The sequence below is a fragment of the Marinicauda sp. Alg238-R41 genome (genome assembly GCF_947331485.1).
GTDB classification, from domain to species: Bacteria; Pseudomonadota; Alphaproteobacteria; order Caulobacterales; family Maricaulaceae; genus Marinicauda; species Marinicauda pacifica.
Map to the genome: position 1 here is coordinate 971,988 of NZ_CAMZOJ010000001.1, position 24,873 is coordinate 996,860.

The 24,873-nt window shown below is 64.1% G+C and carries 19 protein-coding genes; 12 read left to right on the forward strand and 7 right to left on the reverse strand.

Translation table 11 applies throughout. The features are described 5' to 3' along the window. Positions 1-19: 19 nt before the first annotated feature. Genes PGP17_RS04510 through PGP17_RS04540 form a run of 7 tightly spaced genes read right to left on the reverse strand, consistent with a single transcriptional unit; the run spans position 20 to position 7,803 of the window. Positions 20-784: an SDR family NAD(P)-dependent oxidoreductase gene (locus PGP17_RS04510; RefSeq protein ID WP_270374401.1), complete on the reverse strand. Its 765-nt coding sequence runs from the start codon at positions 782-784 to the stop codon at positions 20-22. Then, positions 777-2,117 (reverse strand): FAD-binding oxidoreductase, encoded by a 1,341-nt coding sequence (locus PGP17_RS04515; protein ID WP_270374402.1) that lies wholly within the window; start codon positions 2,115-2,117, stop codon positions 777-779. The genes PGP17_RS04510 and PGP17_RS04515 overlap by 8 nt, the downstream gene beginning before the upstream one ends. After that, positions 2,114-3,538, reverse strand: a complete 1,425-nt coding sequence (locus tag PGP17_RS04520) for a UbiA family prenyltransferase (protein ID WP_270374403.1) — start codon at positions 3,536-3,538, stop codon at positions 2,114-2,116. The genes PGP17_RS04515 and PGP17_RS04520 overlap by 4 nt, the downstream gene beginning before the upstream one ends. Beyond that, positions 3,535-3,972 (reverse strand): GtrA family protein, encoded by a 438-nt coding sequence (locus PGP17_RS04525; protein ID WP_270374404.1) that lies wholly within the window; start codon positions 3,970-3,972, stop codon positions 3,535-3,537. The genes PGP17_RS04520 and PGP17_RS04525 overlap by 4 nt, the downstream gene beginning before the upstream one ends. After that, positions 3,962-5,299, reverse strand: a complete 1,338-nt coding sequence (locus tag PGP17_RS04530; protein ID WP_270374405.1) for an NAD(P)/FAD-dependent oxidoreductase — start codon at positions 5,297-5,299, stop codon at positions 3,962-3,964. The genes PGP17_RS04525 and PGP17_RS04530 overlap by 11 nt, the downstream gene beginning before the upstream one ends. 8 nt (positions 5,300-5,307) lie before the next feature. Beyond that, positions 5,308-6,237: an NAD-dependent epimerase/dehydratase family protein gene (locus PGP17_RS04535; protein WP_270374406.1), complete on the reverse strand. Its 930-nt coding sequence runs from the start codon at positions 6,235-6,237 to the stop codon at positions 5,308-5,310. A 3-nt stretch (positions 6,238-6,240) separates the two neighbouring features. After that, complete coding sequence (locus PGP17_RS04540) at positions 6,241-7,803, reverse strand: hypothetical protein (protein ID WP_270374407.1); 1,563 nt, start codon at positions 7,801-7,803, stop codon at positions 6,241-6,243. Between the two features lie 200 nt (positions 7,804-8,003). On the opposite strand from PGP17_RS04540, the gene PGP17_RS04545 reads away from it, so the two are divergent. From PGP17_RS04545 to PGP17_RS04600, 12 genes are all read left to right on the forward strand, one after another. After that, positions 8,004-9,080: a phytanoyl-CoA dioxygenase family protein gene (locus tag PGP17_RS04545; protein ID WP_270374408.1), complete on the forward strand. Its 1,077-nt coding sequence runs from the start codon at positions 8,004-8,006 to the stop codon at positions 9,078-9,080. A 5-nt stretch (positions 9,081-9,085) separates the two neighbouring features. Then, positions 9,086-10,462 (forward strand): hypothetical protein, encoded by a 1,377-nt coding sequence (locus tag PGP17_RS04550; protein WP_270374409.1) that lies wholly within the window; start codon positions 9,086-9,088, stop codon positions 10,460-10,462. Between the two features lie 9 nt (positions 10,463-10,471). Further along, complete coding sequence (locus PGP17_RS04555) at positions 10,472-10,654, forward strand: hypothetical protein (RefSeq protein WP_270374410.1); 183 nt, start codon at positions 10,472-10,474, stop codon at positions 10,652-10,654. Positions 10,655-10,708: 54 nt separating this feature from the next. Continuing rightward, positions 10,709-11,752, forward strand: coding sequence for a sulfotransferase family protein (locus tag PGP17_RS04560; protein WP_135945244.1), 1,044 nt, complete (start codon positions 10,709-10,711; stop codon positions 11,750-11,752). Between the two features lie 159 nt (positions 11,753-11,911). Then, the gene (locus PGP17_RS04565) at positions 11,912-13,630 is read left to right on the forward strand and encodes a hypothetical protein (RefSeq protein ID WP_270374411.1); all 1,719 of its coding nucleotides are present in this window, start codon (positions 11,912-11,914) and stop codon (positions 13,628-13,630) included. Beyond that, on the forward strand, positions 13,627-14,679 hold the full coding sequence (locus PGP17_RS04570) for a glycosyltransferase family 2 protein (protein WP_270374412.1): 1,053 nt from the start codon (positions 13,627-13,629) through the stop codon (positions 14,677-14,679). The genes PGP17_RS04565 and PGP17_RS04570 overlap by 4 nt, the downstream gene beginning before the upstream one ends. 51 nt (positions 14,680-14,730) lie before the next feature. Next, a complete protein-coding gene (locus PGP17_RS04575; protein ID WP_135945241.1) occupies positions 14,731-15,531 on the forward strand; it encodes a hypothetical protein in 801 nt (266 codons plus the stop codon). After that, complete coding sequence (locus PGP17_RS04580; protein ID WP_270374413.1) at positions 15,531-18,179, forward strand: glycosyltransferase family 2 protein; 2,649 nt, start codon at positions 15,531-15,533, stop codon at positions 18,177-18,179. The genes PGP17_RS04575 and PGP17_RS04580 overlap by 1 nt, the downstream gene beginning before the upstream one ends. 106 nt (positions 18,180-18,285) lie before the next feature. After that, the gene (locus tag PGP17_RS04585; protein WP_270374414.1) at positions 18,286-19,059 is read left to right on the forward strand and encodes an ABC transporter permease; all 774 of its coding nucleotides are present in this window, start codon (positions 18,286-18,288) and stop codon (positions 19,057-19,059) included. Beyond that, a complete protein-coding gene (locus PGP17_RS04590; protein WP_270374415.1) occupies positions 19,056-19,874 on the forward strand; it encodes an ABC transporter ATP-binding protein in 819 nt (272 codons plus the stop codon). Before PGP17_RS04585 ends, PGP17_RS04590 begins: the two co-directional genes overlap by 4 nt. A 125-nt stretch (positions 19,875-19,999) precedes the next feature. Further along, positions 20,000-22,966 carry a rhamnosyltransferase WsaF family glycosyltransferase gene (locus PGP17_RS04595; RefSeq protein WP_270374416.1) on the forward strand — a complete coding sequence of 989 codons (2,967 nt, stop codon included), beginning with the start codon at positions 20,000-20,002 and terminating at the stop codon, positions 22,964-22,966. Positions 22,967-23,270: 304 nt separating this feature from the next. Continuing rightward, complete coding sequence (locus tag PGP17_RS04600) at positions 23,271-24,833, forward strand: hypothetical protein (protein ID WP_270374417.1); 1,563 nt, start codon at positions 23,271-23,273, stop codon at positions 24,831-24,833. Positions 24,834-24,873 lie beyond the last annotated feature (40 nt).

A 24,873-nucleotide genomic window follows, 5' to 3' on the forward strand; every position in this document is an offset into this window, starting at 1 on the left:
GGTGCCTGTCCCGGCGGGGTTACAGATTGACCCGCTTGAAGATGAAATGCGGCGTGGCACGCACGGCCAGCATGATGAATCGCCAGAACCAGGGCGCGTAGACGGTCGGCCCGCCTTTCTCGATGGCCCGGTCGACGATCGCGGCAATGTCCTCGGGCGACGCCCAGAGCGGGCCGCCCTTTTCGACGTCGCTGGTCATGGGCGTATCGACGAAGCCCAGCTTCAGGTTGACGGCGCGCGGCGCGTCATCCAGTCCGCCCCATTTGTGAGCCAGGCCTTGCATCAGGACCGACAGGCCGGCCTTGGCGGAGCCGTAGACGAAATTGGACCGGCGTCCGCGATCGCCCGCGACCGAGGAGGCGGTCATCAGGACGCCGCGCGATTTCGCGCCGGCTTCCAGATGGCGCGCGCCAGCCAGCACCCATTGGGCGGCACTGGTATAGGTCACGTCCATGATGCGGGCGGCTTCGCCGGGGTCGGTCTCGGCCGCGGCTTGGTCGCCCAGAACGCCGTAGAAAAGTAGGATCGTATCCAGCCCGCCCAGTGCCGCGCTTGCATTGGCCAGGATGGTGTCGGTCTGGCTCGTGTCGGTAAGATCCATGGCCAGCGTATCGACCGTGCCAGCCCCGCGCACACGCAGATCGTCGGCTTCGGCCCGCAGGGCTTCCCCGTCGCGGCCCACCAGGTAGAGCGAGGCACCTTTGCCTGCTTGCACCCGGGCGCTTTCGCGGGCCATCGCGGAGAGGGCGCCCAGCACGAGAATCTTGCGGTTTTGATCAGTCATCGGTCACCCGGCGCCAGAATTGAGAGGAAAGGAGAGGGTCGCGCATGGCCTCCACGCGCGTCCAGTCCGGATAGCCGGCCTTGAACATGCCGGCGGGCATGCGCCCGTCCTTGGCCGGATAGAGACGCCCGCCGGCCTCGGCCACGATGCGGTCCAGATCGGCCATGAGGGAGAGGGTGCGCTCGCCGGTGTTGGCAAAGTCGAGCGCAAGCGTCGCGCCCTGCTTCGGGAAAGACAGCACACCTTCGGGCGCGTATTCGCCGAAGGTCTTGAGCACAGCCAGGAAGGACCCGAGCCCGGACGCGGCGATACGCGTCAGCATGGCGCGCGTTGCCTCGCGCGCGCTCTCGAACCCGATGACGGACTGGTACTGGTAGAAGCCCCGCGCGCCATAGAGCCGGTTCCAGTCCCGGATGGAGTCCAGCGGATGGAAGAAGCCGGAATAGTGCACACGCGCTTGGGCGGGCTTCATCAGCTGGCGCTTGCGGTAGGCGAGATTGAAGGCCTTGAGTGTAAGCGGGTTGAGCGCGAAGCCGGGCAGGTCAACGGGCAGGGCCGGACCGGCCTTGCTCCGATGCGGCGTCAGCGCGCCCGCCTCTGCCCAGTCGCCGCAGGACAGCACGCCCTGGCCGAGCCGGTCGCCGCTTGCGGTGCAGTCGACCCAGGCGACCGTGTGTTCGTGCTCTTGCGCGCGCGCTTCGGCAATGTCGAAGAACTGGTCGACGCCAGTCAGCGGCTCTGTGCGCTGATCGATGAAGGCGGAAGCAATGGGCACGAGACCGATTTCCGCTTCGAGAATGACCCCCGTCAGGCCCAGTCCGCCGATCGTCGCGGCAAACAGCTCGGGGTCGGTGTCGCGCGTGATGTCATGGATGCCGCGATCTGACCGCTCCAGCCGGATCGAGCGGACATGGCGCCCGAAACTGCCCGCGGAATGATGGTTCTTGCCGTGGACGTCGTTGGCGATGGCCCCGCCCAGCGTGACATAGCGTGTGCCGGGAAGTGTCGGCAGGAAAAGTCCGTGGGGTACGATGGCGCGCAGGATGTCGTCAAAGCTCACCCCGGCCTCGGCGCGCAGGGTGCGCGATTCCACGTCGAGCGCAATGAAGCGGTCGAGCGCGCCTGTCTCGATCAAGGCGCCGCCGGGATTGAGATTGCTGTCGCCGTAGGACCGGCCGAGACCGTGAGCGAGCGCGGTGAGCCCGCGGTCCCCGGCCTGGCGCAGGAGATTGCGCACCGCGCCTGTCCGGCGTGGACGGGCCACCTGGTGTTCGGCCTCCACCACCCGGCCCCAGGACTTGCGCCCGGTCTCGGTGCGGAATGGATCGGTCACAGGAAGCTCGCGGCCGCGAAGGCGAAGGCCAGCACGACACCGAGCGCAAGGCTGATCCTGTCGCCGACCGCAAAGGCGACCGGATCGTCGTCGAGCTCGCCGCGATGGGCGAGCAGCCAGATGCGCAGCACCCACGAGCCGATCACGACCGGCACGACCCAGAGAAATCCGGGCTCGGAGTAACGCAATACCGGCATCGCGTCCTCCGTGACGTAAAGGCACAGGATGACAATGGCGGCCATGCCCGACGACAGACCCACGCTGAGCGAGAACGGACCGTCCTCCGCGGTATAGCCGCGGCCATTCAGCCGGGTGCCGGGTTCGGCCGCGGCAATCTCGACATGGCGTTTGGCCATGGATAGCGACAGGAAGAAGAACATCGAGAAGCTGAGCAGCCAGAACGAGACCGCTGCGCCGATGGCGGCAACCCCAATGAGGAGGCGCAGCGTGAACAGGGCCGCCAGGATCATCACGTCGACGACCGGTTTGCGCTTCAGCCCGAAAGAATAGCTCAGCGTCGTCGCCAGGTAGGCAGCGAGCGCGACGACAAGCGCGAGATTGACGAAGAGCCCGAGCAGAAGGCCGGCGAGGATCAGGGCGGGGGCTGCGATCATGCCGATCCAGACCGGCAGCGCACCGGACGCCATCGGCCGGAAGCGCTTGGACCGGTGCCGCCTGTCTGCGGGCAGATCGGCCAGATCGTTGAGCAGGTAGGTGCCCGACGCGACAAGGCCGAGCGCGAAAAAGGCCAGTATCGACGCCAGGATTGCCGCGGGCTCGTAGTAGAGACCGCTGAGCAGCAAGGGGGCAAACACCAGAAGGTTCTTGGCCCATTGGTGCAGACGCAGCGCCTTGCGCCAGATCCTGGTGGTCAGCGCCTCGTTCTCGAAGCTTCGCTCGACCGGTTTGCCGAGGCGGCCTGCGGCCCGCGTGGTTCCCGGCGAAGCCCCGGCGAGGATGATGGCGTCGGCATCGCGCCAGACTTTCAGGTCGGCCCGGCTGTCCCCGGCATAGACATAGCCCTCGGGAAACCGGTCGCGCAAATAGGCCTGCTTGTTGGCGCCCTTCAGATTGATCTCGCTCGAGGTCCCGGTCGCGCTGTCGAAGACGTCGAAATGAGCCGCGATCCGGTCGGCGATCCGCTGGTCGGTGGCCGTGACGAGATGGACCTCCCGTCCGGCCTGCCGCTGGTGCTGGAGAAACTCAAGAAGGTCCTCGCGCACAGGCAGCGCTTCGATGTCCAGCTCCACATCCGCCGCCAGCCGCCGCTTGAAGGCCGGCCGCCCTTCGTACAGGCGCAGGCAGCCGATCGCGGTGCGAGCCGGGCGGGCGAAGATCGCCGCGGCGAAGTTCTCCACCAGCGTATCGGTGCGAAGCAGCGTACCGTCCAGATCGACAATAAGGGGCAGATGGGTCGTCACGGCTGGTCGTCCTGCTGGGGCGGATCGAGCGGTTCGAGGACCGGCTTCGGGGCGAAGGTGAAGTATCGGTGTCCGAGATAGCTTGTCACGATCGGGGAGGCCACGCCGACCGCGTGCGCCAGCTCGGTCGGGTAGAAGGTCCATCCGATGGCGGGAAGCAGCAGCCGGGCCAGCCCCATCGTGACGAGCCAGACCTGGGCCAGCGCGATGACGTTGACGATGGCAAAGCGGACGTATTCCTCATGCACCTGGCGCCCGGACAGCTTGAACACGAAAATGCGGTTCAGCGTGTAGGCGGTGGTCATGCCGATCAGGTACGCGACGACCACGGACCATTCGAGCGGCATGATGAGCAGAAGGAGCACGTTCGAAAGCCAGTTGATGGCCGCCGCGATCGCGCCGGCCGCCACGAAGGTGATGAATTCACGCGACATCGCGCTTGCCCTGGCGTGTTTCACCGATCTGCCTCACCAGTCGCCGGGCATAACGGATACTCTCCGACACGCCGCGGTCTTCGGGATAGTAGAAGCAGGTGTCGGCGATCTGCAGGCCTTTGACCGGCGTGACCGGATCAGGGATCATTTCAGCGAATCCGGTTTCGCACACCGGCTGGGCATAGCGCAGCCGGCCCACGTGGGACGCGAGCAGGTCTTCGCGCTTCAGCGACGGGTCGACCGTCTGCAGATAGCCGAAGCTCTCGTCCACGAAGCTCTCGTCGTCGCGCGCAAACTTCTCGTGGGTCTGGGGCATGTAATAGGGCACGTAGACGACGTGGCCTTCGGTCGGCCGCAGGTTCGAGAATTCGACGAAGCCGGGAATGTCGATCCGCGTATCGCTGATATTGACCCAGAAATTGTCCGTAATCGGACGGGTCAGCTTGTGGAGCACGCAGACTACGCCGATATTCTTGATCCTCTCGTACGGCGCGCGCAGCGGCGCATGCGCGTCGTTGAACAGGTCCGGCACATAAGGGGTCGGGATGGTGGAGATGACGCGCTGCGCCTCGAAGCGCGCGCCGGAAGCGGTCTCCACGCCCGTCACCGCCATATCCTCGATGTGCAAACGTGTCGCCCGGTCCTTGTAATGAATGCGGCCGCCGCGTTCGGTGATCGCCTCGGCCAGTGCATTCATTAGGGTTTGCGATCCGCCCTCGATATAGCCGAGGCGTTCCTCGAACAGGGATTTGCGCGAGTTGCCGAGCCGCTTGATCCGCTGCCAGATCCAGGCGGCCGAAATATCGTCGGCGAACTCGTAGAACTTCAATTCCAGGAGCCGGCGCCAGAGCCGGTCATACGCTTTCTGGCCGGACCAGCCGATGAACCAGTCCTTGGCGCTGATCTTGTCCAGGCGTTCCCAGTCGCTGCGCTTGGTCGACAGGAACATTTGCAGCCCGTAGCGCACCTTGGTCACGATATCGATGCCCGGCGCCTGAAGCAGGGACACAGGATCGCCCCAGCGGATCAGACGGCCGTCGAGATAATATCCCATCTTGGTGCTGACCCATTTCATCGCATCCGGCATGCCCAGCTCTTCGAGAAGGGCCAGCGTGTCAGTGTCCGACAGGCAGCAGAAATGGTAGAAGCGCTCGATCGACAGGCCGTCGAAATCGAAATGGGCCGCCATGCCGCCCGGCCGGTCGTCCGCTTCGATGACGTCGACGTCATAGCCGGCCTTCACGGCCTCGTAGGCCGCGGCAAGGCCCATGGGGCCCGCACCGAGGACGATCAGCTTCTGCGAGGGAGATTGCGCGGTATCGGCCATGGGTGGGTCTAGAATTCCAGCGAGATTTGCGAGTATTCGGGGTGACAGAATGTCTCTTCAAGCGCGTCGTCGAGCGGGGTGGCGCGCACGCCGAAGATGTCCGGCCAGTCGATGACCTCGAACACATCGGGAGTGACCAGCGCCTTGAGCTGATGGGTCGTGAAGGGCGGGTTGCGGTCGAAGACCGCATAGGTCCGCAACATGAGATCAAAGGCCCAGTAGGGGATCTTCACGATGGGCGTCTTGGCGCCGGTTACCGACCGGATGCGGGCGATCAGGTCGATATAGTCGATCCGCTCGCGGCCCGAGATGTTGTAGCTACCCTCGATTTCCCGGCGCAGGCAGGCCGCGATGATGGCGGAAAAGTCACCGCCATACAGCGGCTGGCGCAGATAGCGGCCATTGCCGGGGATCGGGAAGACGGGCGCGCGCTCCATGAAGCGTTTCAGCCAGCCGAGATGCTTGCGGTCGAACCAGCCGAACATCAAGGTCGGGCGCAGGGTGACATGCGTGAATCCGGACTGTTCCACGATCTCTTCCTGGCGGGTCTTGGAGCGCGTGTAGAAGTCGTCGGCCATGGAATTGACCACGGATGACGAGACATGGACCAGATAGCGCGTGCGTCCGCGCTTCATCGCGTCCAGGCAGAGTTCGGTGGCCGTCAGGTTGTTGCGGACGAATTCGCTCTCGTCCAGGCCGCCGATCTGGGCATGCAGGAAGATCGCATGCTCGCATTCGCCGAGGCGGTCCTGCCACGGGCCTTCCTCGGCAAGATCGGCCTCGATGACCTCGACCTCAGGATGCAGCTCCTGCAGCACTTTGAGATTTGCGGTGTGCTTGTCGGCCGCGACGATCTGGTAGGCTTCGTCATTCTTCAACGACGCGATCAGGTTCTGCCCGACAAGGCCTGCAGCCCCGGTGATGAAGACGCGTTCCACAGATTATCCCCTCACATAGGTCTGGCAAAGCGGGTTCTCGGCGACCAGCTGCCACGACCCAGCGAATAACGGTGTGGCCGTGTACTCGTCCAGCTTTGACTTTTGCGATTCACACAGCACCAGCGCAGCCGGTTCAAGACCCTGCTCCAGCGCGTAGGTGACGGTGAGGTCGCCCGCGTGGGTGCCCATCACGGCGCGGCGGTCCATGAAGTATTGCAGGGCCGGGCTCCAGGTCAGGCCGAACGCGTGGACGATATCGTCCGGTTCGGTGTGCGCCCGCACCGCTTCTGCCGCCCCCATAAGGCCCGCGCGATAGGCGGTTGGCGGGTCGAGGAAAAATGTCTTCATCGTGATGGCAGAGCTGCCGGCAAAGGCCAGCGCGAAGACGGCAAACAGGACGCCATGGCGGCGCCGGCCGACCGGCAGGCCGGCGCGCCGCGCCAGGCGCGCGACCAGGGCGATGAGCCGTTCCAGTCCCAGCGCGATGAAGGCGGCTCCGAAAGGCAGCACGGCAACCCAGTAGTAGTTATGAACCATGTAAAGATTGGCGAAAATGAGTGGCCCGCTTAAGAATCCGAGGCCGAGCCCGCCGGCGCGCAGCCAGTAGCGCGGCCCCGCGGCAAGCAGGCCCATGGCGGCCAGGGCGAGAAGAACCGGTCCCAGAACTCCAAGTGCCTCGACGAGCACGGGGGGCTGGCCGGCATAGAAATCGTGAACAATCGGACGCAGGCTCTCCAGCCTCGACCCGCCGAAATTCCATTGCGACAGATTGGCCGACGTCAGCCAGCCCGTTAGCACGGACTGCGTTTTCACGCGGTCGGCAAAATCGACATAGGCGTAGCCGATCAGCAGGGCTGGGCCGAGCAGGAATACGCCGGCCAGGACGCGCTGGAAGAAGTGCTCCGCCAGTCCCTTGATGGCACTGCGCCGAAACGCAAAACCGAACCAGGCCACGCGCAGGAATTCGATGGAGAACAACGCGAAGACGAAGAGAAGGTAAAGCCCGAACGTCGTGGATTTGGCGAGCGCCGCGCAGATGGCTGCCAGGGTGCCTCCGGCGAGGGCCCAGACGCGGTCGCGGTAGAGATATTCGCAGGCGCAGACCGTCATCACGAGGGAAGCTGCCAGCGCAAAGGTCTCGATCATCACCGCGTTCGACCAGTAGATCATCATCGGCGAGAGCCCGAAGACGAGCGAGATGGTGACGATCTGAAGCCGCGTGGCGCTCAGAAGGTAGGCCAGCCGGGCCAGCGCCGCGACGCAGAGCGCTCCGCTCACCGCCGCGACCATTCGCCCGCCATGGCGCGCTTCAAGCTCGAGCAGGCCGGCGATCTTGGCAGATATGATCTGATAGAGGGGAAACTCGAACGGCACCGTCCACGGCGGACCCAGGACCGGGATGCGATAGGCCAGCCACGGGCCGTCGCGCATCAGCTCGCGGATCGCGGTTGCCGTCTGCGCCTGCCGGAAGAGGTGGTGATCGAGCAGCTCCCAATCGAAGGTTGCTGCCAGGAGCCCGGCATAGAGCGCGAAGGAGAGGCAGATGATGAAAGCAGGCGTAAGCACGCCCGCATGCACCGTCCTGAGAGGGCTTCGCTGGCGCTCGCGGCGGTTCGACATGAGGCTTGTCCGTCCCCTGCGCGCGCTTTGTCGGCGGATCGCGCTCGCTATCACCCTCTCGTGAAGGGCGTAATTGCCTGAGTGCCGGTTTCTGATAAAGCTGTTTTTTTACACTCGCAAGCAATCCAGGCCGGGGAGGGCATAACGTGGCAGACGCGAACAGCAACGAGTCGTGGCAAAACCCTCTGCCCGGCGTGCCCGATGTGGAATCGCCGTTCTTTGATCGTCTCTTCAACCAGAAGCAGGCCAAACCCGGCTGGTACGAGGCGGCGGTCAGTCTCCGCGACAAAGGCTATGCGATCATCGATTTCCCCGATGAGGATTTCGACGCGCTCGCCGACGAGATCAAATCGGACCTTGAGCCGCGCTACGATTTCGACGGCTGGCGACGCGAGGGACGCGACCGGGGCGCGAGCCTGCGCATTCAGGACGCCTGGAAGGACAATCCCGCCGTGCGCCGGGTGGCGGGCAGCCCGGCCATTCTCGAATTGCTGGAATATCTCTACGGTCGACCGGCCTGGCCTTTCCAGACGCTGAATTTTCCTGTCGGCACCCAGCAGCACTTCCACACCGACGCGGTTCACTTCTCCTCGATCCCCGAGCGTTTCATGTGCGGAGTCTGGGTCGCGCTGGAAGACATCGATTCTGAAAACGGTCCGCTGGTCTATTATCCCGGCAGTCACAAGCTGCCCATCTTCACCAACGAGCATATCGGCCATTTCGCCGACGACTGGCTGGCCACCGGGCAGCAGACCTACGAGCCGATGTGGCGCGAGCTGGTCGAGGCCCAGGGGCTGGAGCGCGAACAATTTCACGCGAGGAAAGGCCAGGCGCTGATCTGGGCGTCAAACCTGCTGCATGGCGGGGAACGACATCTCGATCTGGACCGCACCCGCTGGTCTCAGGTCTCGCACTATTATTTTGACGACTGCCTCTACTATACGCCGCTCAATTCCGATCCCGGATACGGACGCATGTACCTGCGCGACATGACCAACATCATGACCGGCGCGCAGATACCCAATCGCTATCTGGGCAACGACGTGCCGAAGGATTTCATCCACCGGATGCGCCACGGGGTGACGATTCATCGTGATGTTCCCGACGATTTTAATTCCGAGCTCTATCTGGAGTTGCATCCCGATGTCGCCGAGGCCGGTGTGGATGCCGGGGAGCATTACCTGACTTACGGCCAGTTCGAACGCCGCCCCTACAAGCGGTAGCGGTCATGGCGTTTTTCTTCCTTCTGCTGTTTGCGCTGTTCTCCGGGGCCTGCCTGGCTTTGTCCATTCTGGTTCCGGCCGGGTTGCTGGCACGCCGGGGCGAGAACGAGATCGTGTCGCTGGGAGGCGGGCTGGTTGCCAGCGCCGTGGCAGCCTGGATCTGTGTTCTTGCCTTCACCGTCGCGCCGGTCATCGGACATGTCGTACGGCTTGCGATCTGGGTCCTGATCGCGGCCGGAGCTCTATCGCTCGTCCGGCCGCCATTGAACCGCGCCGTTGCCGACATCGGCTGGGACGGGCTGACCTGGCCCGTCCTCGTATCTTTTGCGTTCGGCTTCCTGCTTCTTGTCGCTGGATTTGCGGGCGCCGATTTGACCGATCCGTTCGCCGTGGCCGCGAACCGGTTCAGCCACCCGCTGCCGAACGACAACTTTCTCCCCTACCAGTTTGCGCAATTTCTGCTGAGCGGGACGGTCCCTTCTCCGATGAATGGTGACTGGCTCAGTTCGGATCGTCCTCCCTTGCAGACGGGCTTCACCCTGCTGTGGACGCCGCCGCTGATGTCCGCAGACATGGCGGCCTACTACTATCAGGGGCTGGCGACGCTCCTGCAGATGTATGCGCTGATCGGGGTCTACCTGCTGACGCGGGCGCTGTCGGGAAGCTGGAAGGTGGCCGCCCTGACAGGCGTGGTTGCGGCAGCCAGCCCGCTGGTGATCGTCCACGCAGTGTTTGTCTGGCCCAAGCTGGTGCCAGCCGGACTGTTATGCGTGACCGCCGCACTCTTCTTCACTGGCGAATTCGACGTTCAGCGCCGGCGCGGTCTCGTCGGAGCGATCGCAGGTCTTGCCGCTGCACTGGCCCTGGGTGCCCATGGCGCGACGGCGTTTGTCCTTGTCGCGTTTGCCGCAGCTGCGCTTCTGCTCCACCGTCTCCCGCATTGGCGTTTCAGCGTTGCCGGGCTGGGTGTGTTCGCTGTGTGCTATCTGCCGTGGACGTTCTACCAGCGCTTTGTCGATCCGCCCGGGACCCGGCTGGTGAAATGGCACCTGGCCGGACGCGGCGAGCCGGACGGGACCAGCATCTCTGACGCGATGAGAGCCTCGCTTGGCGAGGTCAGCGTCCTGGACTGGATCTACGTGCGGTGGCTGAATGTCAAAGCGATCGTCGCGCAGCCGGTCGGTCATCTCCTGGACAAGCTCGGCCTGGCCTTTGCCGACGATCCGGTGAGCTTTGCCGCTCATCTTCGCGCGCTCGATTTCTTTACCGTTTCCTACAGCCTTGGGGTGCTGGCGCCGATGGTCCCGCTCGGCCTGGCCGGGCTGGCCATTGCGCGCCTGCGCGCCTTGACGGCAGCTACCTTCCTGGCGTTGCTGATCTGAGCCGGTCTGATGTTCGAGCCGGGCAACGCGATACCCCACCAGGGCAGCCTGTTTCCGCAACTGGCGGTCTTCGCGGTCTCGATGGTGATCGCGGCCCGGATCAGCCGCATTCTTGCGTTGATCGTGGCGGCCTCGCAGATCGTGCTCGCCCTTCTGGTCTATTTCATCTTCAATGCCGGACTGACAGGGTGAGCCGTCTGATCTGAAGCGAACCGGCATTTCGAGTCGAGACGAGGCAAGGCAGCATTGACCCAATCAGCGTTTATCGTTCTCGGAATGCACCGGTCCGGCACATCGGCGCTGACCCGGAGTCTGGAAGCGTTCGGACTTGAACAGGCGAACGATCTGCTGGAGGCCAACGAATTCAACCGGCAGGGCTATTTCGAAGCGCGGCCGGTCGTCGAGCTCAACGACGAGCTGCTTGAGAGGCAGGCCCGGCACTGGGCCGATCCGAAGCCATTCGACCTTCCCGGCATAGCCACGGTATCGGACTGGGCCGGTCAGGCGGCGAAAGTCCTGCGCACGCTCTTTGCGCTGAAGCGGTCGCCGCTGGTCAAGGATCCGCGCATTTCGCGCACGCTTCCGGTCTGGACCGAGGCGTTCGCAACGCTGGGCCATACTGGCAAGCTTGTGATCTTGTGCCGCAACCCGCTGAGCGTGGCGGCTTCCCTCTATCGCCGTGATGGAATGGGCTTCGCCCACGCGCTCGATCTGTGGTTTGCCTACATGATGGAGGCCGTGCGCCTCAGTCGCGGGCATGACCGCGCGCTGGTCCATTACGAAACTCTGGTCGCAGACCCTCAAGGCGCGCTCGAACGGCTGGGTAGCGCCCTCGGGCTGGCGATTGACGGCAAGGCGGGCGACGCCGCGGGTGCGATCGTGTCGGCCGATCAGCACCACCGGTCCGACGCGGACCGGCTTTTCGATCACCCCACGGCCGGCGATCACATCAAGCGGCTCTATGCGGTCTTGTCCGAGGATGGGCTCGGCGACGAGGCCGCGATCGAAACGCTCTGGCAGGACTGGCTCGATCTCTGGGAGCATCGCGGGACGGATCGTTCTGCTGGATCCGATCTGCATCTCTCATTGCCCGATCACCACGCCAGCGAAGCTAGGAGCTCAATGGCGCGCGGTGACGTCGCCGGCGCGGTTGCCGCGTGCCGCCGGGCCCTGGAAGGCGGCGAGCACCTGGCGCGTATTCAGCTCCTGGCCGGCCAGACATTTGCTGGCGCCGGCCTCGTGGATGAAGCCGAGCTGGCGTGGGATGCCGCCCGGCGCCAGTCGACATGAGCTTGCTCGCGGCGCGATCATTCTGCCACTGGTCTAACGGCGCGCGGCGCGCTAAGCAGCCGGGTCCGCCGGTCGGGCTATCGGCGGCCGTGCCAATCGACGGTCGATCGACCCGGTGAACCAGCCGCATCCCGCCACTGCATCCGATCAGGGTTTGCCATGAATGATCGCTATCTTCTTCGTTTTGCAGGTGTGCTTCTGGCCGCGCTCGCGGCACTCACGCTGATCCTGACCTGGCGTGCGGTGCTGTCAGCCTACTCTCCGCTGCCATTCTGGGATCAGTGGGAAGAGGTGGTGACAAGCCAGTATCTGGCTCATCTGTTCAGTGCGCACAACGAACACCGCATTGCCATTCCACGCTTGTTCTTTGCGATCGATTCCAGTGTTTTCGGAGGCCGGAACCTGTTTCTTCTGGCGGCCATCCAGCTGATCCAGGCCCTTCATGCGGCTGCCCTGGTCTGGGTCGCGCGCCGCGCCGGGGTCCGCGGTCCCGCATTGGCGCTGATCGGGGCGCTGGTCGTCGCGCTGCTTTTTTCCGGTGCGCAGATCGAGAATTTCTACTGGGGCTTCCAGGTTCAGTTCGTGCTGGTCTATCTGCTGGCCACGATCACCTTCATTCTTGCCCTCTTGGGCAAAGCGACGCTCTGGCGCGATGCCGGGGCCGTGGCGTGCGGGATCGCCGCCGCGCTCTGCCTGTCCGCCGGGATTCTGGTGCTGCCGGCCTGCGCGGTCTTTCTTGTGCTGATGCGGGCTCCGGTCCGCCGGATCGTGATCTATGCCGCCACCGGGATTCTGATCTGGGTTGCCTACTTCCAGGGCGGGATTCTCAGCTCGGCCGGATCCGAGCCCGTGGCCACGCTCTCGGCACCGCTCAACATCCTTTACTACGCCTTTGTCTTCCTGGGCGGACCGCTGCGCCATCTCGCGTCCTCGGGCCCGGTTACCGCGCTGCTGCCCGTACTCGAGACGGAGGTGCGCGCTGCCGCGCTGACGGGGCTGGCCGGTTTGTCGCTGGCGCTGCTTGCCGGCCTGATCGTGCTGGTGCGCAACGGACCGCGAGCGCGGTTCGTTCTGCTGGCCATTTGCGGTCTGGTCGTCGTCGTGGCGGTGATGACCGGCGCCGGACGCTGGGAGCTGGGCGCCGAGCAGGCCCTGTCGTCGCGCTACGCTACGCCCGTCTTCCTGTTCTGGGCGTCGCTCGGCGCCCTGTACTGGTCGCTCTCCAGGCAATTGCCCCGCGCGATATGGCGCACGACCGCTCAAAGCGTGCTGACGCTGACCTTTTTCATCGTCGTCATTCTGGCGTTGACTCATCGTGGAGGCTGGACCGACCTTGCCCGGGCACAGGGTGATCGGCTGGAGCGGGCCGAGTCGGCAGTGCTGACCGGTGTTCGGGACGACGAGATCCTGGCCGGGATCTATCCTTCGCCACAGAAGGTGATGGAGCAGGCTGCGGTGCTGCGCGAGGCCGGTAATTCGGTGTTTGCCAGCGGTCGCGATGACTGGATCGGGCAGACGCTGGATTCGATCGCGGACCGGGTCGACCCGTCGCAATGCCTTGGCGTCATCGACGAGCGCCGCACGGTCGGCGCCGGCCAGGAGGGAGAAGGAGTGCGCGCGACCGGCTGGGTGTTTGCCACGCAGCCCCAGAGGCCGGTCAACGAAATCCTGCTTGTCTCTGGGAGCGGCGAGGTTCGCGGCTACGGTCAGCGGCTCATCGACCGGCCCGATGTGATGGCCGCCGAGCCCGTTGTCACCGACAGTCGCTCGGGCTGGCTCGGCCATACCCGGAGTGCGGAGGGCGAGACGATCGTCGCGTACGCCATTCTGGACGAAGCCGGCGGCCGTCTGGCCGTCTGTGAATTCGCCCGGCGATGAGCCAGATCCTGCAGTCTGACGGCGAGGGCACCGACCCGGCCGTCACGGTCATCATCGTGGCCTACAATGCCGGTCGCTTCCTGCAGCCATGTGTGGACGCGCTTGCGCGCCAGGACTTTACCCGGTTTGACGCGGTCATCGTGGACAACAGCTCGTCCGACGAGGCGGTCGAGACGCTGCGCCTGCCCGATGCGCGGTTCCGGATTGACCGCGCGGGCGAGAATCTGGGCTTTGCCGCAGGCAATAACCGGGTCGCGATGGCAGCTGGAACGCCCTGGATTGCGACCCTCAACCCGGACACCGAGCCCGATCCGGACTGGCTGTCCGCGTTGATGGGCGCCACGGTGCGCTGGGATGGCGTCGCCGGCTTCGGCTCGACGCAGGTCAAGCTGGACGACCCGGACATCCTCGACGGCGTAGGCGATGTCTGGCACGCCGCGGGGCTGGGCTGGAGGGCGCTGGAAGGCCGGCCGGTCACCGATGCGCCCGGGGAGGGGGAGTCCTTCGCAGTCTGCGCGGCCGGCGCGCTGTACGCGACAGAGGCCTTCCAGGCCATTGGCGGTTTTGACGAACGCTTCTTCTGCTATTGCGAGGATCTGGACCTCGCCTACCGCCTGCGGTCACGCGGCTGGAGTCTGGTGCAGGTGCCTGATGCAATCCTGCGCCACGCCGGATCGGGGACGACCGGTCGCCACTCCACCTTCACGGTCTTCCACGGGCACCGCAACCGAATCTGGACCTTTGTGAAGAACACGCCGGGCTGGCTGTTCTGGCTGATGTTGCCCGCGCACATCGCGGTCAATCTGCGCATGCTTCTACGCACGCCGACGCCGGATTATCGCCGCGACCTGATCGCGGCCTACAAGGCGGCGTGGACGGGCCTCGGTCCGGTCTGGCAGGACAGGCGCATCGAGCAGAGACAGCGCACCACGCCAACCGGTGTGCTTGCGCGCATGATGGCATGGCGCCCGCGTCTGATCACGGAGCGCGGCGTGGTGATCGGACGCGATGGAAAGCGTCGCAAGATGGGTGCAAGACGGGTTGTCTAGGCGCGGCGCGCGTGCTTCATGCAATTTCCCGGGGGTTTGAAGGGTCGGCATATGACAACGCTGAGCGAACGCAAGGCCTTAAGGACGAGCGACACGAAGTCGGGTAGCACCGGCCACGCCGAGCAGCGCTCCGTGGAGCTGATGCGCGAGCGGTATAACCGGCTTGAGGCGCGCTATCGCGACAGTGCCGCAGTGATCGAATTGCTGATGGCCGAACGCGACGAAGCCGAGCGGCGCGCGACCGAGTACGCGACCGCCCTGCGCGCGAGGGACAAGACGCTTGTCTGGCGCGTCGGCGGGCTGTTTCGCCGTTTCGGGCGCCGCTTCCCGTCTCTGGCCGGTCGGGTCCACAACCAGTTGCGCAAGGTGATTGCGCTGCTTCGCGGCCGGTACACGGCCTACAAGGAAAGCATCAAGGCCGAGCAGGGTCTGATCGACGAGGACCGCGCTGTCATTACCGCCAGCGGGTTGTTCGAGGCGGAATGGTATCTTGCCGCCAATGGCGACCTGGCCGGGCATTGCACGGTCGAGACCGCGATCGACCATTATCTGCGCTATGGCTCTGCCGAAGGACGCCGGCCCAATCCCGATTTTGATCCGCTCTGGTATTCGGCTGCCTATCCCGAGGTTGCCGCGATGCGCCGCGATCCGCTGGCTCACTACATCCTGCGCGGCGCGCCGCTCGGCCATAAACCCAACCCGGCATTCGATGCCGGCTGGTATGTTCAGAATTACGCGGTGGACACGTCCGAGTATGCGACGCCGCTGCGCCATTACCGCATCCATTCCGCTTCGCCGGATATCGCGACCGAACCTGCTCAGCTTGCCCTGAAGCGGATCGGGGATTTGTGATGATGCGACGCGACGCTCTTGTGCGCCGTGCCGATGGCATCTGGTATCGAGGGCATGTGCCGATCCGGGTCGAGTTGCCGGGCGAGCTGGCGCGGCAGGCCCGGCTCGGCGATGTAGAAGTACATCTGTCGATCTGCGCGCCCGGCCACGACCGCGAGCTGGTTCCCGTGGTCGAATTCGATTTTGGCCGGCAAGACGCGCCTTCGCTGCGCTTCGGCGTCAATCCGGCGGTTTTCGGCGAGGGCCTGCGCCTCGTCCTGCCGCGTGGCACCCGCACGCTGTTCGTCAGGCCCCATATCGGCGCGTTTTTCGCGCGTGATCTCTCCATCAGCGTTCAGCCGGCAGCTCTTGGCTGCGACGGGCGATCAGTCTGCGCCTTTCACGCACGCCCCGGCCGCGCGGAAGGGCGCTCCGATCTTGTCGCCGCGTCCGAGAACGACATTGCCGCTCACGGCATGACGTTCGACCCCAATGGCGCCTTCCGCACCCTCAACCACGATCCCCATGCCTATTTCGCGCTGCCGCGGCCGCTCCAGCCGGGCTGGTGGCGGATCAGCGTCAGCATGGAGTCTGACCGGCCGGTCTCGCCCAGGGTTTATTTGCCGCGTGCGGGGGCCTGGACGGAAGAAGAGAGCGCTACCCTGTTTCCGGCAGGTGGGGGGCATTACTGCGGTTATGTCCACCTCGTCGATGAGGTCGAAAGCGTGCGCTTCGATCCGTGCGACCTGTCCGGGGTGAGCGGTGCGCTTGGCATGGTCCGGCTCGAACCCTGCCATAATCCGGGACTCGATCTCCTGCGGCCCCGCGTCTTACGCGCCACGCGCGAGCAACGACAGGCGAGGCGGCTCTGGAGAGCGCTGCGAGCGGGTCAGACGATGGAGCGACATTTCGCGCTGCCCGTTTCGATGCCGGCGAGTACAGAGCCGGTCCTGTCGCTTCATAAGACCGGCGCAGAATACGAGCGTTGGATCGAGCGGTTCGACGTTCATCCCACACGCAAGGAGTATGGCGAGGCGATCGGCCGGCTCGGCGAGCTGCCGCTGATCTCGATCGTGATGCCCGCCTACAAGACCCCGATCGATCTATTGGACCAGGCGATCGAGTCCGTCCGCTCCCAGTTCTATACCAACTGGCAGCTCTGCATTGCCGAGGATGCCTCGGGGGATGCCGCGCTGCGCCGCCGGCTTGAGCTTTGGCAGCAGCGAGATTCTCGCATCCAGGTGGTTTTCCGCGAGCAAAACGGGGGCATATCGGCCGCGACGCAGAGCGCGTTCGAGCTGGCCGATGGCGAGTGGATTGCACTGCTCGATCACGACGACGTGCTTCGCCCCCAGGCTCTGGCCGAAATTGTTCTTGCCATCGGACGCTCGCCGGGTGCCGAGCTGATCTACAGCGATGAGGACAAGATCGACATCCAGGGGCGGCGCTACGACCCGTTCTTCAAGCCCGATTTTTCCTACCACCTGCTGCTCAGCCAGAATTACTTCAACCACCTGACTGTCCATCGCGCGGACAATATCCGCGCCGTGGGTGGCTGGCGCAGCGCCTTCGACGGCAGCCAGGACTATGATCTCAACCTGCGCATCGTCGACCATGTCGAGGGCCGGAACATCGTTCACCTGCCCAAGATCCTCTACCACTGGCGCTCCATCCCGGGCAGCGCCGCGGCAGGGGCGGGCGAGAAGTCCTATACGTTCGAGGCGGGCCGCCGCGCACTGCTGGAGCATCTCGACCGGCGCGGCGATCAGGGCACGATCGGTCAGGCGGGGCAGTCGCCCTATTACCGGGTTCGCTTTGATCTGCCGGCGCCGGCTCCGCGGGTCAGCCTGATCATCCCGACGCGGGACCGGGCCGATCTCGTCCAGCTTTCGGTAGGATCGATCCTGGAGAAGACCGACTATCCCGACTACGAGATCCTTCTGGTCGATAACCAGTCGAGCGATCCCAAGGCGCTGCGTCTGTTCAAGGAACTGGAACAGGACGACCGCGTGCGCTTGCTACGCTACGACCGGCCGTTCAATTATTCGGCGATCAACAACTTCGCGGCGCGTGAGGCGACGGGCTCGATCCTGGGGCTGGTCAACAACGATATCGAGATCATCCACGATGACTGGCTGTCGGAAATGGCCAGCCTGGCCGCGCGCCCGACGGTGGGGTGTGTCGGTGCGAAGCTCTACTTCCCCGACGAGCGCATCCAGCATGGCGGGGTAGTCCTGGGCATTGGCGACGTTGCCGGGCATTCGCACAAATATCTTCCGCGCGACACGTTCGGCTATTTCGGCCGCATGACCGTCACTCACGAAGTCTCGGCCGTGACGGCCGCCTGCCTGCTGGTGCGACGCGCGGTCTTCGAAGAGGTCGGGGGACTGAACGAGACCGATCTTCGTGTCGCGTTCAACGATGTCGATTTCTGCCTCCGCGTCCGTGAAGCCGGCTACAGCAATCTCTTCACGCCCTTTGCCGAGCTCTATCACCATGAATCGGTCAGCCGCGGGCAGGAAGACTCCCCGGAGAAGCGCGCCCGCTTCCAGACCGAAGCCGAGTACATGATGAAGCGCTGGCAGACGAACACGAAGCCGGACGCTTTCTACTCCATCCACCTGTCCCGGACGCACGAGGATTTTCGCCTTCGCGAGGAGCGGGCATGAGCAAGTTCAACCGTGTATCGATTTCTTGCCTCAAGACAGTGAGCCCCGTAGAGAGTCGTCGCGGGCTGCGCGACGCCGCGGGGGCGGAATTATGCGGGACGGTGCGATGACCGGTCTTCAAACCATTGCCGACGGCATGCGCCGGTGGCGTTTCTGGACCTTTCTGGCCTGGCAGGACATCAAGCAGCGCTATCGCGGGTCGGTGATCGGTCCGTTCTGGACGGTAGGCCATCTGGCACTCACCATTGCCGGCATCGGGTTTCTCTATTCGGGCCTGATGAATATCTCGCAGGACGGTTATTTTCCCTTCCTGGCGGCCGGTCTCCTGTTCTGGTTCCTGATCTCCAGCACCGTGGTGGATGCCACGAACGCGTTTCCGCAAGCCGGCTCGATCCTGCGTCAATCCTCGGTGCCGCCGATCATCTTTCCGTTGCGGATCGTCGTCCGCAATCTGATCGTGTTCGGACACAACATGTTCGTCTTCGTCGTGGTCGCGGTGATATTCGGCACGACGCCCGATCCCTTGCCTTTGCTGTTCACCTTCCCCCTCTTGCTGGTCAATCTTGCCTGGCTCTCGATCCTGGTCGCGCTGATGTCAGCGCGCTATCGCGATCTGGGTCAGCTTATCTCCCAGCTGATGGGCTTCTTCCTGTTCGTCACGCCCATCTTCTGGGTGCCGAGCGCGGTCTCGGGTTTCCGCTCGGCCTATGTTCTCTACAATCCTTTTGCGCACTTCCTGGAAATCGTGCGCGCCCCGCTTATGGGTGAGGCGCCGGCCGGGATCAGCATCGTGGTGTGCAGCGCACTTGCCGTAATCGGGTGGGCGGTTGCCATCTTCGCCCTCATCCGCCATCAGCGCAAAGTGGTGTTCTGGATATGATTTCGCCTGACTCCAAGACCGCGGACGCCTCGTCAGACGCTGTCGTGCGGGTCCGAAACCTCACGGTGGAACTGCCCATCTATTCGGCCGAAAGCCGCAGTTTCAAGCAGTCCCTGCTCTCTACCGAGATTGGCGGCCGCCTCCTGTCCATGCGCCACGGACCGCTGCGCGTCCGCGCCCTGACGCAGCTTGATCTGGACCTGCGTCCGGGGGAGCGCCTGGGCGTGATGGGCCATAACGGTGCCGGCAAGACGACCCTGCTTCGCGCGCTGGCCGGGGTTTACCCGCCGACGCAAGGCAGCGTCGAGGTCGATGGCGATGTCGCGACCATGTTCGACATCGGGCTGGGCATGGATATCGAGGCCAATGGCCGGGAGAATATCTTCCTGCTGGGTTATTCGCGCGGGCTGGACCCGGCGCACATTCGCTCGAAGATCGACGAGATCGCCACCTTCAGCGGGTTGGGCCCGTATCTGGAACTGCCCGTGAAGACCTATTCTTCCGGGATGGCGAGCCGGCTTGCATTCGCGGTGGCCACCAGTTTCCAGCCGGATATCCTGTTGATGGACGAGTGGATCTCGACCGGCGACCAGGACTTCATGCAAAAGGCCGAGACGCGTCTGTTCGAGCTGCTGGAGCAATCGCGTGTCATGGTCTTCGCCTCGCACAGCGCGGAGCTCATAGAGCGGACCTGCACGCGATTCCTGATCCTGTCCCACGGCCAGATCGCGCTTCAGGGACCGGTTTCGGAATTGCAGGATGCGCTCCAGCGCACCCGGGCGACGCTGGAGCAAACAGGCGAGGCGGCGCAGTAGATCCAGTACAGCGGCGCGCTGCTCCACCGGCAAGCCTGGAGGAGGCGCGGAATACTTTGCCTGACCGCCAGCGGCAGGCTACGACGCAGGACCAGTGGCAGAAGCGCGAAAGGCGAGGGTATCTGATGAGCGAGGGTGAGCCCAAATCCGCGACACGCGCGCCGGAGACGGATAGTTCCGGTGTCGCCGGGTCGGTCGACCGCGTCGTGGACGGAAAGCTTCACGGCTGGGCCCAGCGTGGCGGGCGCGCCGTTCGCCTCGACATTTTCGTGGATGACGAATTTATCTCGACGGTCCAGTCCAACCTGCCGCGCGCCGACCTTGTCGCCCAGAAAATCGGGGCGCGGGCCTTTGAATGTGCGTTGCCGGATACGCTGCTCGACGGTGCGCCGCACGAAGTTGTTGTGACGCTCGCCGATGGTGTCGATCCGGTGCTCGGCACGCCGCGCCAGATCGAGTTCGATATTCCGGCGGGACCCGCGGCCGCGGCGGTCGCCCACGCCGCCGACGGGCATCCGATCAAGGGCCACCCGCTTTCGCTCTATATCGACAAATCCTGGTATAAGAAGACCTATCCGGAGATTGCGGCGGCAGGCGAGGATCCGGTTGCGCACTATCTGGCGAGGGGCTGGAAAGAAGGGCGCCATCCGAACGCCTATTTCGATGCGGACTATTACCGCGCCTTGGCGGGTCTGGGCAAAGACGAGTTTGCGCTGGCCCACTATGCCTCGCAGGGGTGGAAGGCGGGGCTGTCACCCTCGCCCCGGTTCAATTCATTGGCTTATCTTAGGGCCTATCCCGATGTGGCTGCGCAGCGGGAGCTGGAACCGCTCGCCCACTTCCTGGCCAGTGGCCGCAAGGAGTTGCGCAAGGCGATGCCGGTGGCCTCGGCGACGGGCGTGGCGCAGACCGGCAAGCAGTTCTCCACTCCGGCGGAGTTCTTCGACAATGCCCAGCTTGAGGCTCTGACATCGGACGATGCCCTGGGGCTGACGCGGACCGCCCATTTCTATCGCGACGGTTACGACCCCTCCTGTCTCGACATTCACTGGATCATTCCAGATTTCACGCCGGGCGCCGGCGGGCACATGTCGATCTTCAAGACGATCAACTGGCTCGAATTTCTCGGCCACCGCAACACGATCTGGATCAATTATCCGTCCCGGCGCCCCGACGCGGAAGATGCCCGCAATGACATCATCCGCTATTTCCAGCCGCTGAAGGCCCAGGTGCGCCTGCTTGAGCCCATGAGCTCGATCGAAGCGGACGTGCTGGTGCTCACCGACAATTCCACCGTCTGGGCCGGTCTCAAGCACGCCCAGGCGGGCGCGAAGTTCTATTTCGTGCAGGATTACGAGCCGATGTTCTTCCCGGCCGGGTCGCAGCACATCCTGGCCGAAGAGACCTACAAGCAGGGCATTCCGTGCTTCTGCTGCAGCCCGTGGCTTGCGTCAAAGATGAAGGCGTTCGGCAATCGGGTGGAGAGCTTCAGCTTCCCGATCGACGGCGCGATGTACTATCCGGCGAGCGACGCGCCTGGCTTCGAGCGCAAGCGCCGCGCCCTGCGCGCCTCCCCGATGGCCGGCGAAGACACGGTCCACATCGCCTTCTACGGGCGCCATTTCACCAGCCGCCGGGCAGTCGAGCTGGCCGTGATGGGCCTGTACGAGCTGCACAAGACCAAGCCCGACATCCTGGTCCACGTCTTCGGCCAGGACTGGGATCCTGAAAAGCCCTGGCCCTTCCCGGTCAAGCTGCACGGCGTGATGGCCGAAGCCGATCTGGCCGACCTCTACCGCGCCTGCGACATCGGTCTTGCCCTGTCGGCGACCAATTACAACATCGCCAGCATCGGCATGATGGGCTGCCGCCTGCCGGTCGTCGACATCTCCAATGAAAGCACGCGCGCGACCTTCAAGGAGGGCACGATCTTCCTCGCCGAGCCGCGCCCGCAGGAGATCGCCAAGACGCTGGCGCGCGTCATCGACGACCCGAAGGAGCGCAAGAAACGCGCTGACCTCGCCTTCGACTGGGTGACCGGCCATACGTATGAGGACATTGCCGCCAGCTTTGCCGACTTCATGCGCGCCGAGCTGGAGCGCAACGACACGTTGAGCGCGCGGCCGGGCTCGGTGAAGCCGGCGCGCGATTCGAAGGCGCCCTTCGCGACCGTCTGCATTCCGACCTACAATCCGGGCGAGGCGATTCGCGATCTCTTGAAGACGCTGCAGACCCAGCGCGCGCCCTGGCCGTTCGAGATTCTGGTGATCGACAGCGCCTCGACCGATGGCAGCGTGGAGATCTACAAGGATTTCCCGGAGGTGCGCGTCATCGGCATCGACCAGCGCGAATTCTCCCATGGCGGGACGCGCAACCGGGCGATGGCGGCGGGGAAGGGCGAGTATGTCGCCTTCCTCACCCAGGATGCGATCCCCGACAGCGAGTACTGGCTCTACCATCTCGCCGGCACGCTCGACGCGGTCGACGGCGCCGCGCTCGCCTTCGGGCGCCATTTCGCCCACACCGGGGCCGACCCGTTCACCGTGCGCGATCTCGACGCCCATTTCGACACGCTGGCCGCCCTGCCGCCCATCCTCGACGCGGACACCAAGCCGAAGAAGTTCCGCACCCGCGACGAATCCTGGCTTGGCCTGTTGCGCTTCAATTCCGACAACAATGCCTGCTACTCGCGCAAGGTGTGGCAGCGCCTGCGCTTCCGTGACATCGATTACGGCGAGGACCAGGCCTATGCCTGGGACGCGATCCTGGCTGGTTACCGCAAGGTCTATGTCGACCGCGCCGCCGTGCGCCACTCCCACGACTACACCGCACGTGAGGTCGAGGAGCGCGCCCGCACCGAGATGCGCTATTTCAAGCAGCTCTTCGGCGTCGACCTCTCGATTCAGAGCCAGGCCGATTACGCCGCCCGCCTGTCGATGATGAACGGTGCCGACATCGCCTTTGCCATCGAAGCGGGCCTCGACGCGGCGGCGCTCGACCGGCGGCTGGACCAGAACGCAGCCCGCCTGCAAGGCTTCAACGAGGCGAAGCTCCCGCTCGCCCCCGTTTTCACTTACCAAAGCCGGCGATAGCTGCTAAACATCGCGGGCAGTTTGCAAACACCGCCCTGCACGCGGACTGCACCCGAACTGTGTCACCGGTGATCGTGTTCATCGGGCGTCAAGATTCGGGGTGCTAACCACAAGACCGTTGCGCGTTAACAACACAAGGGCATTCGGGCCGGGGTGTGGGTGACTAAAATGACGTCTCTTCGGGGAAATTGTTATTGACTTCACACCCGGCACTGCCCTTAGATGACGCCCGTTCGGCGCCTTTCTTCACTGAGGGGGGCGTGACGGTGCCTCTGCAGGGCACTTGGATCGATCGAGGAACCCCATGGCGCTGAACAGCCATGGCTTAAACCTAATGGGGGATTACCCAATGAAATTGTCTCATCTTCTTACCGGCGCGGCGCTTGTCGCACTCACCGCCGGTGCTGCTCACGCTCAGAAAGTGACCGTAGCCGACGCAGACGGCACCGCCGCACTTGAAGACTTTCAGGCGGCTAACGTATTCGCGTCGGAGATTGACCTCTCCGTGACGAAGCCGGCTGGCGAGCTTGAGTTTTTGTTCGACGCGTCTACCGCTGGCGCCGGCGGTACCGGTCTGTTCAATGCGCTCGGCGCTGCGGATAAGGCCACGATCACCATCACGTTGACTGGTGATCTCGTCTTTGATGCTCAAGTTGCTGATACTGACTTCCATAACGTGAGCGGGTCGACTTGCGACTTTAATGTCCAGTCCGGCGGTGCGGCAGGTTCGAAGTCGGTAGTTTTCGTCTCGAACGGCAACACGGCAACTTGTGACGTAAACAACAACGACATCGGCTTCAGCCCTGACATTGAAGTTCGTGGCGCCGGCAACTTCACGCTCACGGTTGCTGGCCCATCCGGTCAGCTCTTCACCGAAACCTATGATGGCCTGCCCGCAGACCTGGACAGCCGCGCTGACCTGGTCCGGCTTCTTCCGGGCGTTACGGTTGCGATCAACCAGGATGGGGTGGTGACGCAAGCGCTTGCGGCCAACACCTCGGGCGTCGCCTTCGACAATATGAGCGCTGACCTTGCGCTCGGAACCATCGCGTTCACTGAAACCGGTCGTCTGGTTGACTTTGGTGTTCTTGGTACGGCTGCTGACAGCGAGACGTTCGCCCTCGACACCGCTGCAGGTGCCACGACATTCGACATCCTGACCGCTGCTTCGTTCACCGTGACTTTGCCGAGCACGAGCGGCTTCACCGGTATCAACTTCGCCGGTTCCGGGTCGGGTGCCAACAGCACCGTCAACTTCGCTTCGGGTTCCAACACCGTGACCGCAACGCTCGCGGCCACGAACCTGACAGAGGCTGACCTTGATAACGGTGATACGATCACCATCACCCTGGTCGATCGCGCCGACAACGATGGTACGCCGGTCTCGTTCCAGAAGCCGACCGTTTCCGCCTCGTTCACCGGTGGTACCAATGTTAATCTCAGCGGCTTGGCCAAATCTGGCGAACTGCAGACGATCACGCTGGAAGGCGTAAGCCAGTCCGATCCGACTGGTGCTCCCTTCCGTTGGGTCGGTGACGGTGGCGGCACGGACAGCATTTTCCGCTGCTACGTTGACGATGCGTCCGTCCGCGTGTTTGCGTCGCTGACCAACGCGACTAACAACATCGATGGCACCTATGACCTTGGGACCATTGCGGCTCCGAACGGTGAGCTGATCGTGACCAGCGACATGATCTCGGCCGTTTCGGGTGCGTTCTCCCGCGCTGACGTGACATTCTCGGTTGCTGCACCGGGTAACTTCGTCGTCGCGACGACCGGTGCCAATAACGCCGGCAATAACAGCTGCGACCGTATGCTCCTCTCGGGCGCCGGTACGCTGTCTGATTTCAGCGCCGACTACAACTAATCCGGGTTTCCTATCTGGATGGGGAAAGGGCGGCTTCGGC

What these genes read in the sequence shown, in the direction of transcription:
- PGP17_RS04550 (WP_270374409.1), top strand. Translation starts at nt 9,086, where the DNA reads ATGGCGTTTTTCTTCCTTCTGCTGTTTGCGCTGTTCTCCGGGGCCTGC.
- PGP17_RS04585 (WP_270374414.1), top strand. Translation starts at nt 18,286, where the DNA reads ATGACCGGTCTTCAAACCATTGCCGACGGCATGCGCCGGTGGCGTTTC.
- PGP17_RS04530 (WP_270374405.1), bottom strand. Translation starts at nt 5,299, where the DNA reads ATGGCCGATACCGCGCAATCTCCCTCGCAGAAGCTGATCGTCCTCGGT.
- PGP17_RS04580 (WP_270374413.1), top strand. Translation starts at nt 15,531, where the DNA reads ATGATGCGACGCGACGCTCTTGTGCGCCGTGCCGATGGCATCTGGTAT.
- PGP17_RS04565 (WP_270374411.1), top strand. Translation starts at nt 11,912, where the DNA reads ATGAATGATCGCTATCTTCTTCGTTTTGCAGGTGTGCTTCTGGCCGCG.
- PGP17_RS04595 (WP_270374416.1), top strand. Translation starts at nt 20,000, where the DNA reads ATGAGCGAGGGTGAGCCCAAATCCGCGACACGCGCGCCGGAGACGGAT.
- PGP17_RS04525 (WP_270374404.1), bottom strand. Translation starts at nt 3,972, where the DNA reads ATGTCGCGTGAATTCATCACCTTCGTGGCGGCCGGCGCGATCGCGGCG.
- PGP17_RS04555 (WP_270374410.1), top strand. Translation starts at nt 10,472, where the DNA reads ATGTTCGAGCCGGGCAACGCGATACCCCACCAGGGCAGCCTGTTTCCG.
- PGP17_RS04575 (WP_135945241.1), top strand. Translation starts at nt 14,731, where the DNA reads ATGACAACGCTGAGCGAACGCAAGGCCTTAAGGACGAGCGACACGAAG.
- PGP17_RS04590 (WP_270374415.1), top strand. Translation starts at nt 19,056, where the DNA reads ATGATTTCGCCTGACTCCAAGACCGCGGACGCCTCGTCAGACGCTGTC.
- PGP17_RS04600 (WP_270374417.1), top strand. Translation starts at nt 23,271, where the DNA reads ATGGCGCTGAACAGCCATGGCTTAAACCTAATGGGGGATTACCCAATG.
- PGP17_RS04510 (WP_270374401.1), bottom strand. Translation starts at nt 784, where the DNA reads ATGACTGATCAAAACCGCAAGATTCTCGTGCTGGGCGCCCTCTCCGCG.
- PGP17_RS04570 (WP_270374412.1), top strand. Translation starts at nt 13,627, where the DNA reads ATGAGCCAGATCCTGCAGTCTGACGGCGAGGGCACCGACCCGGCCGTC.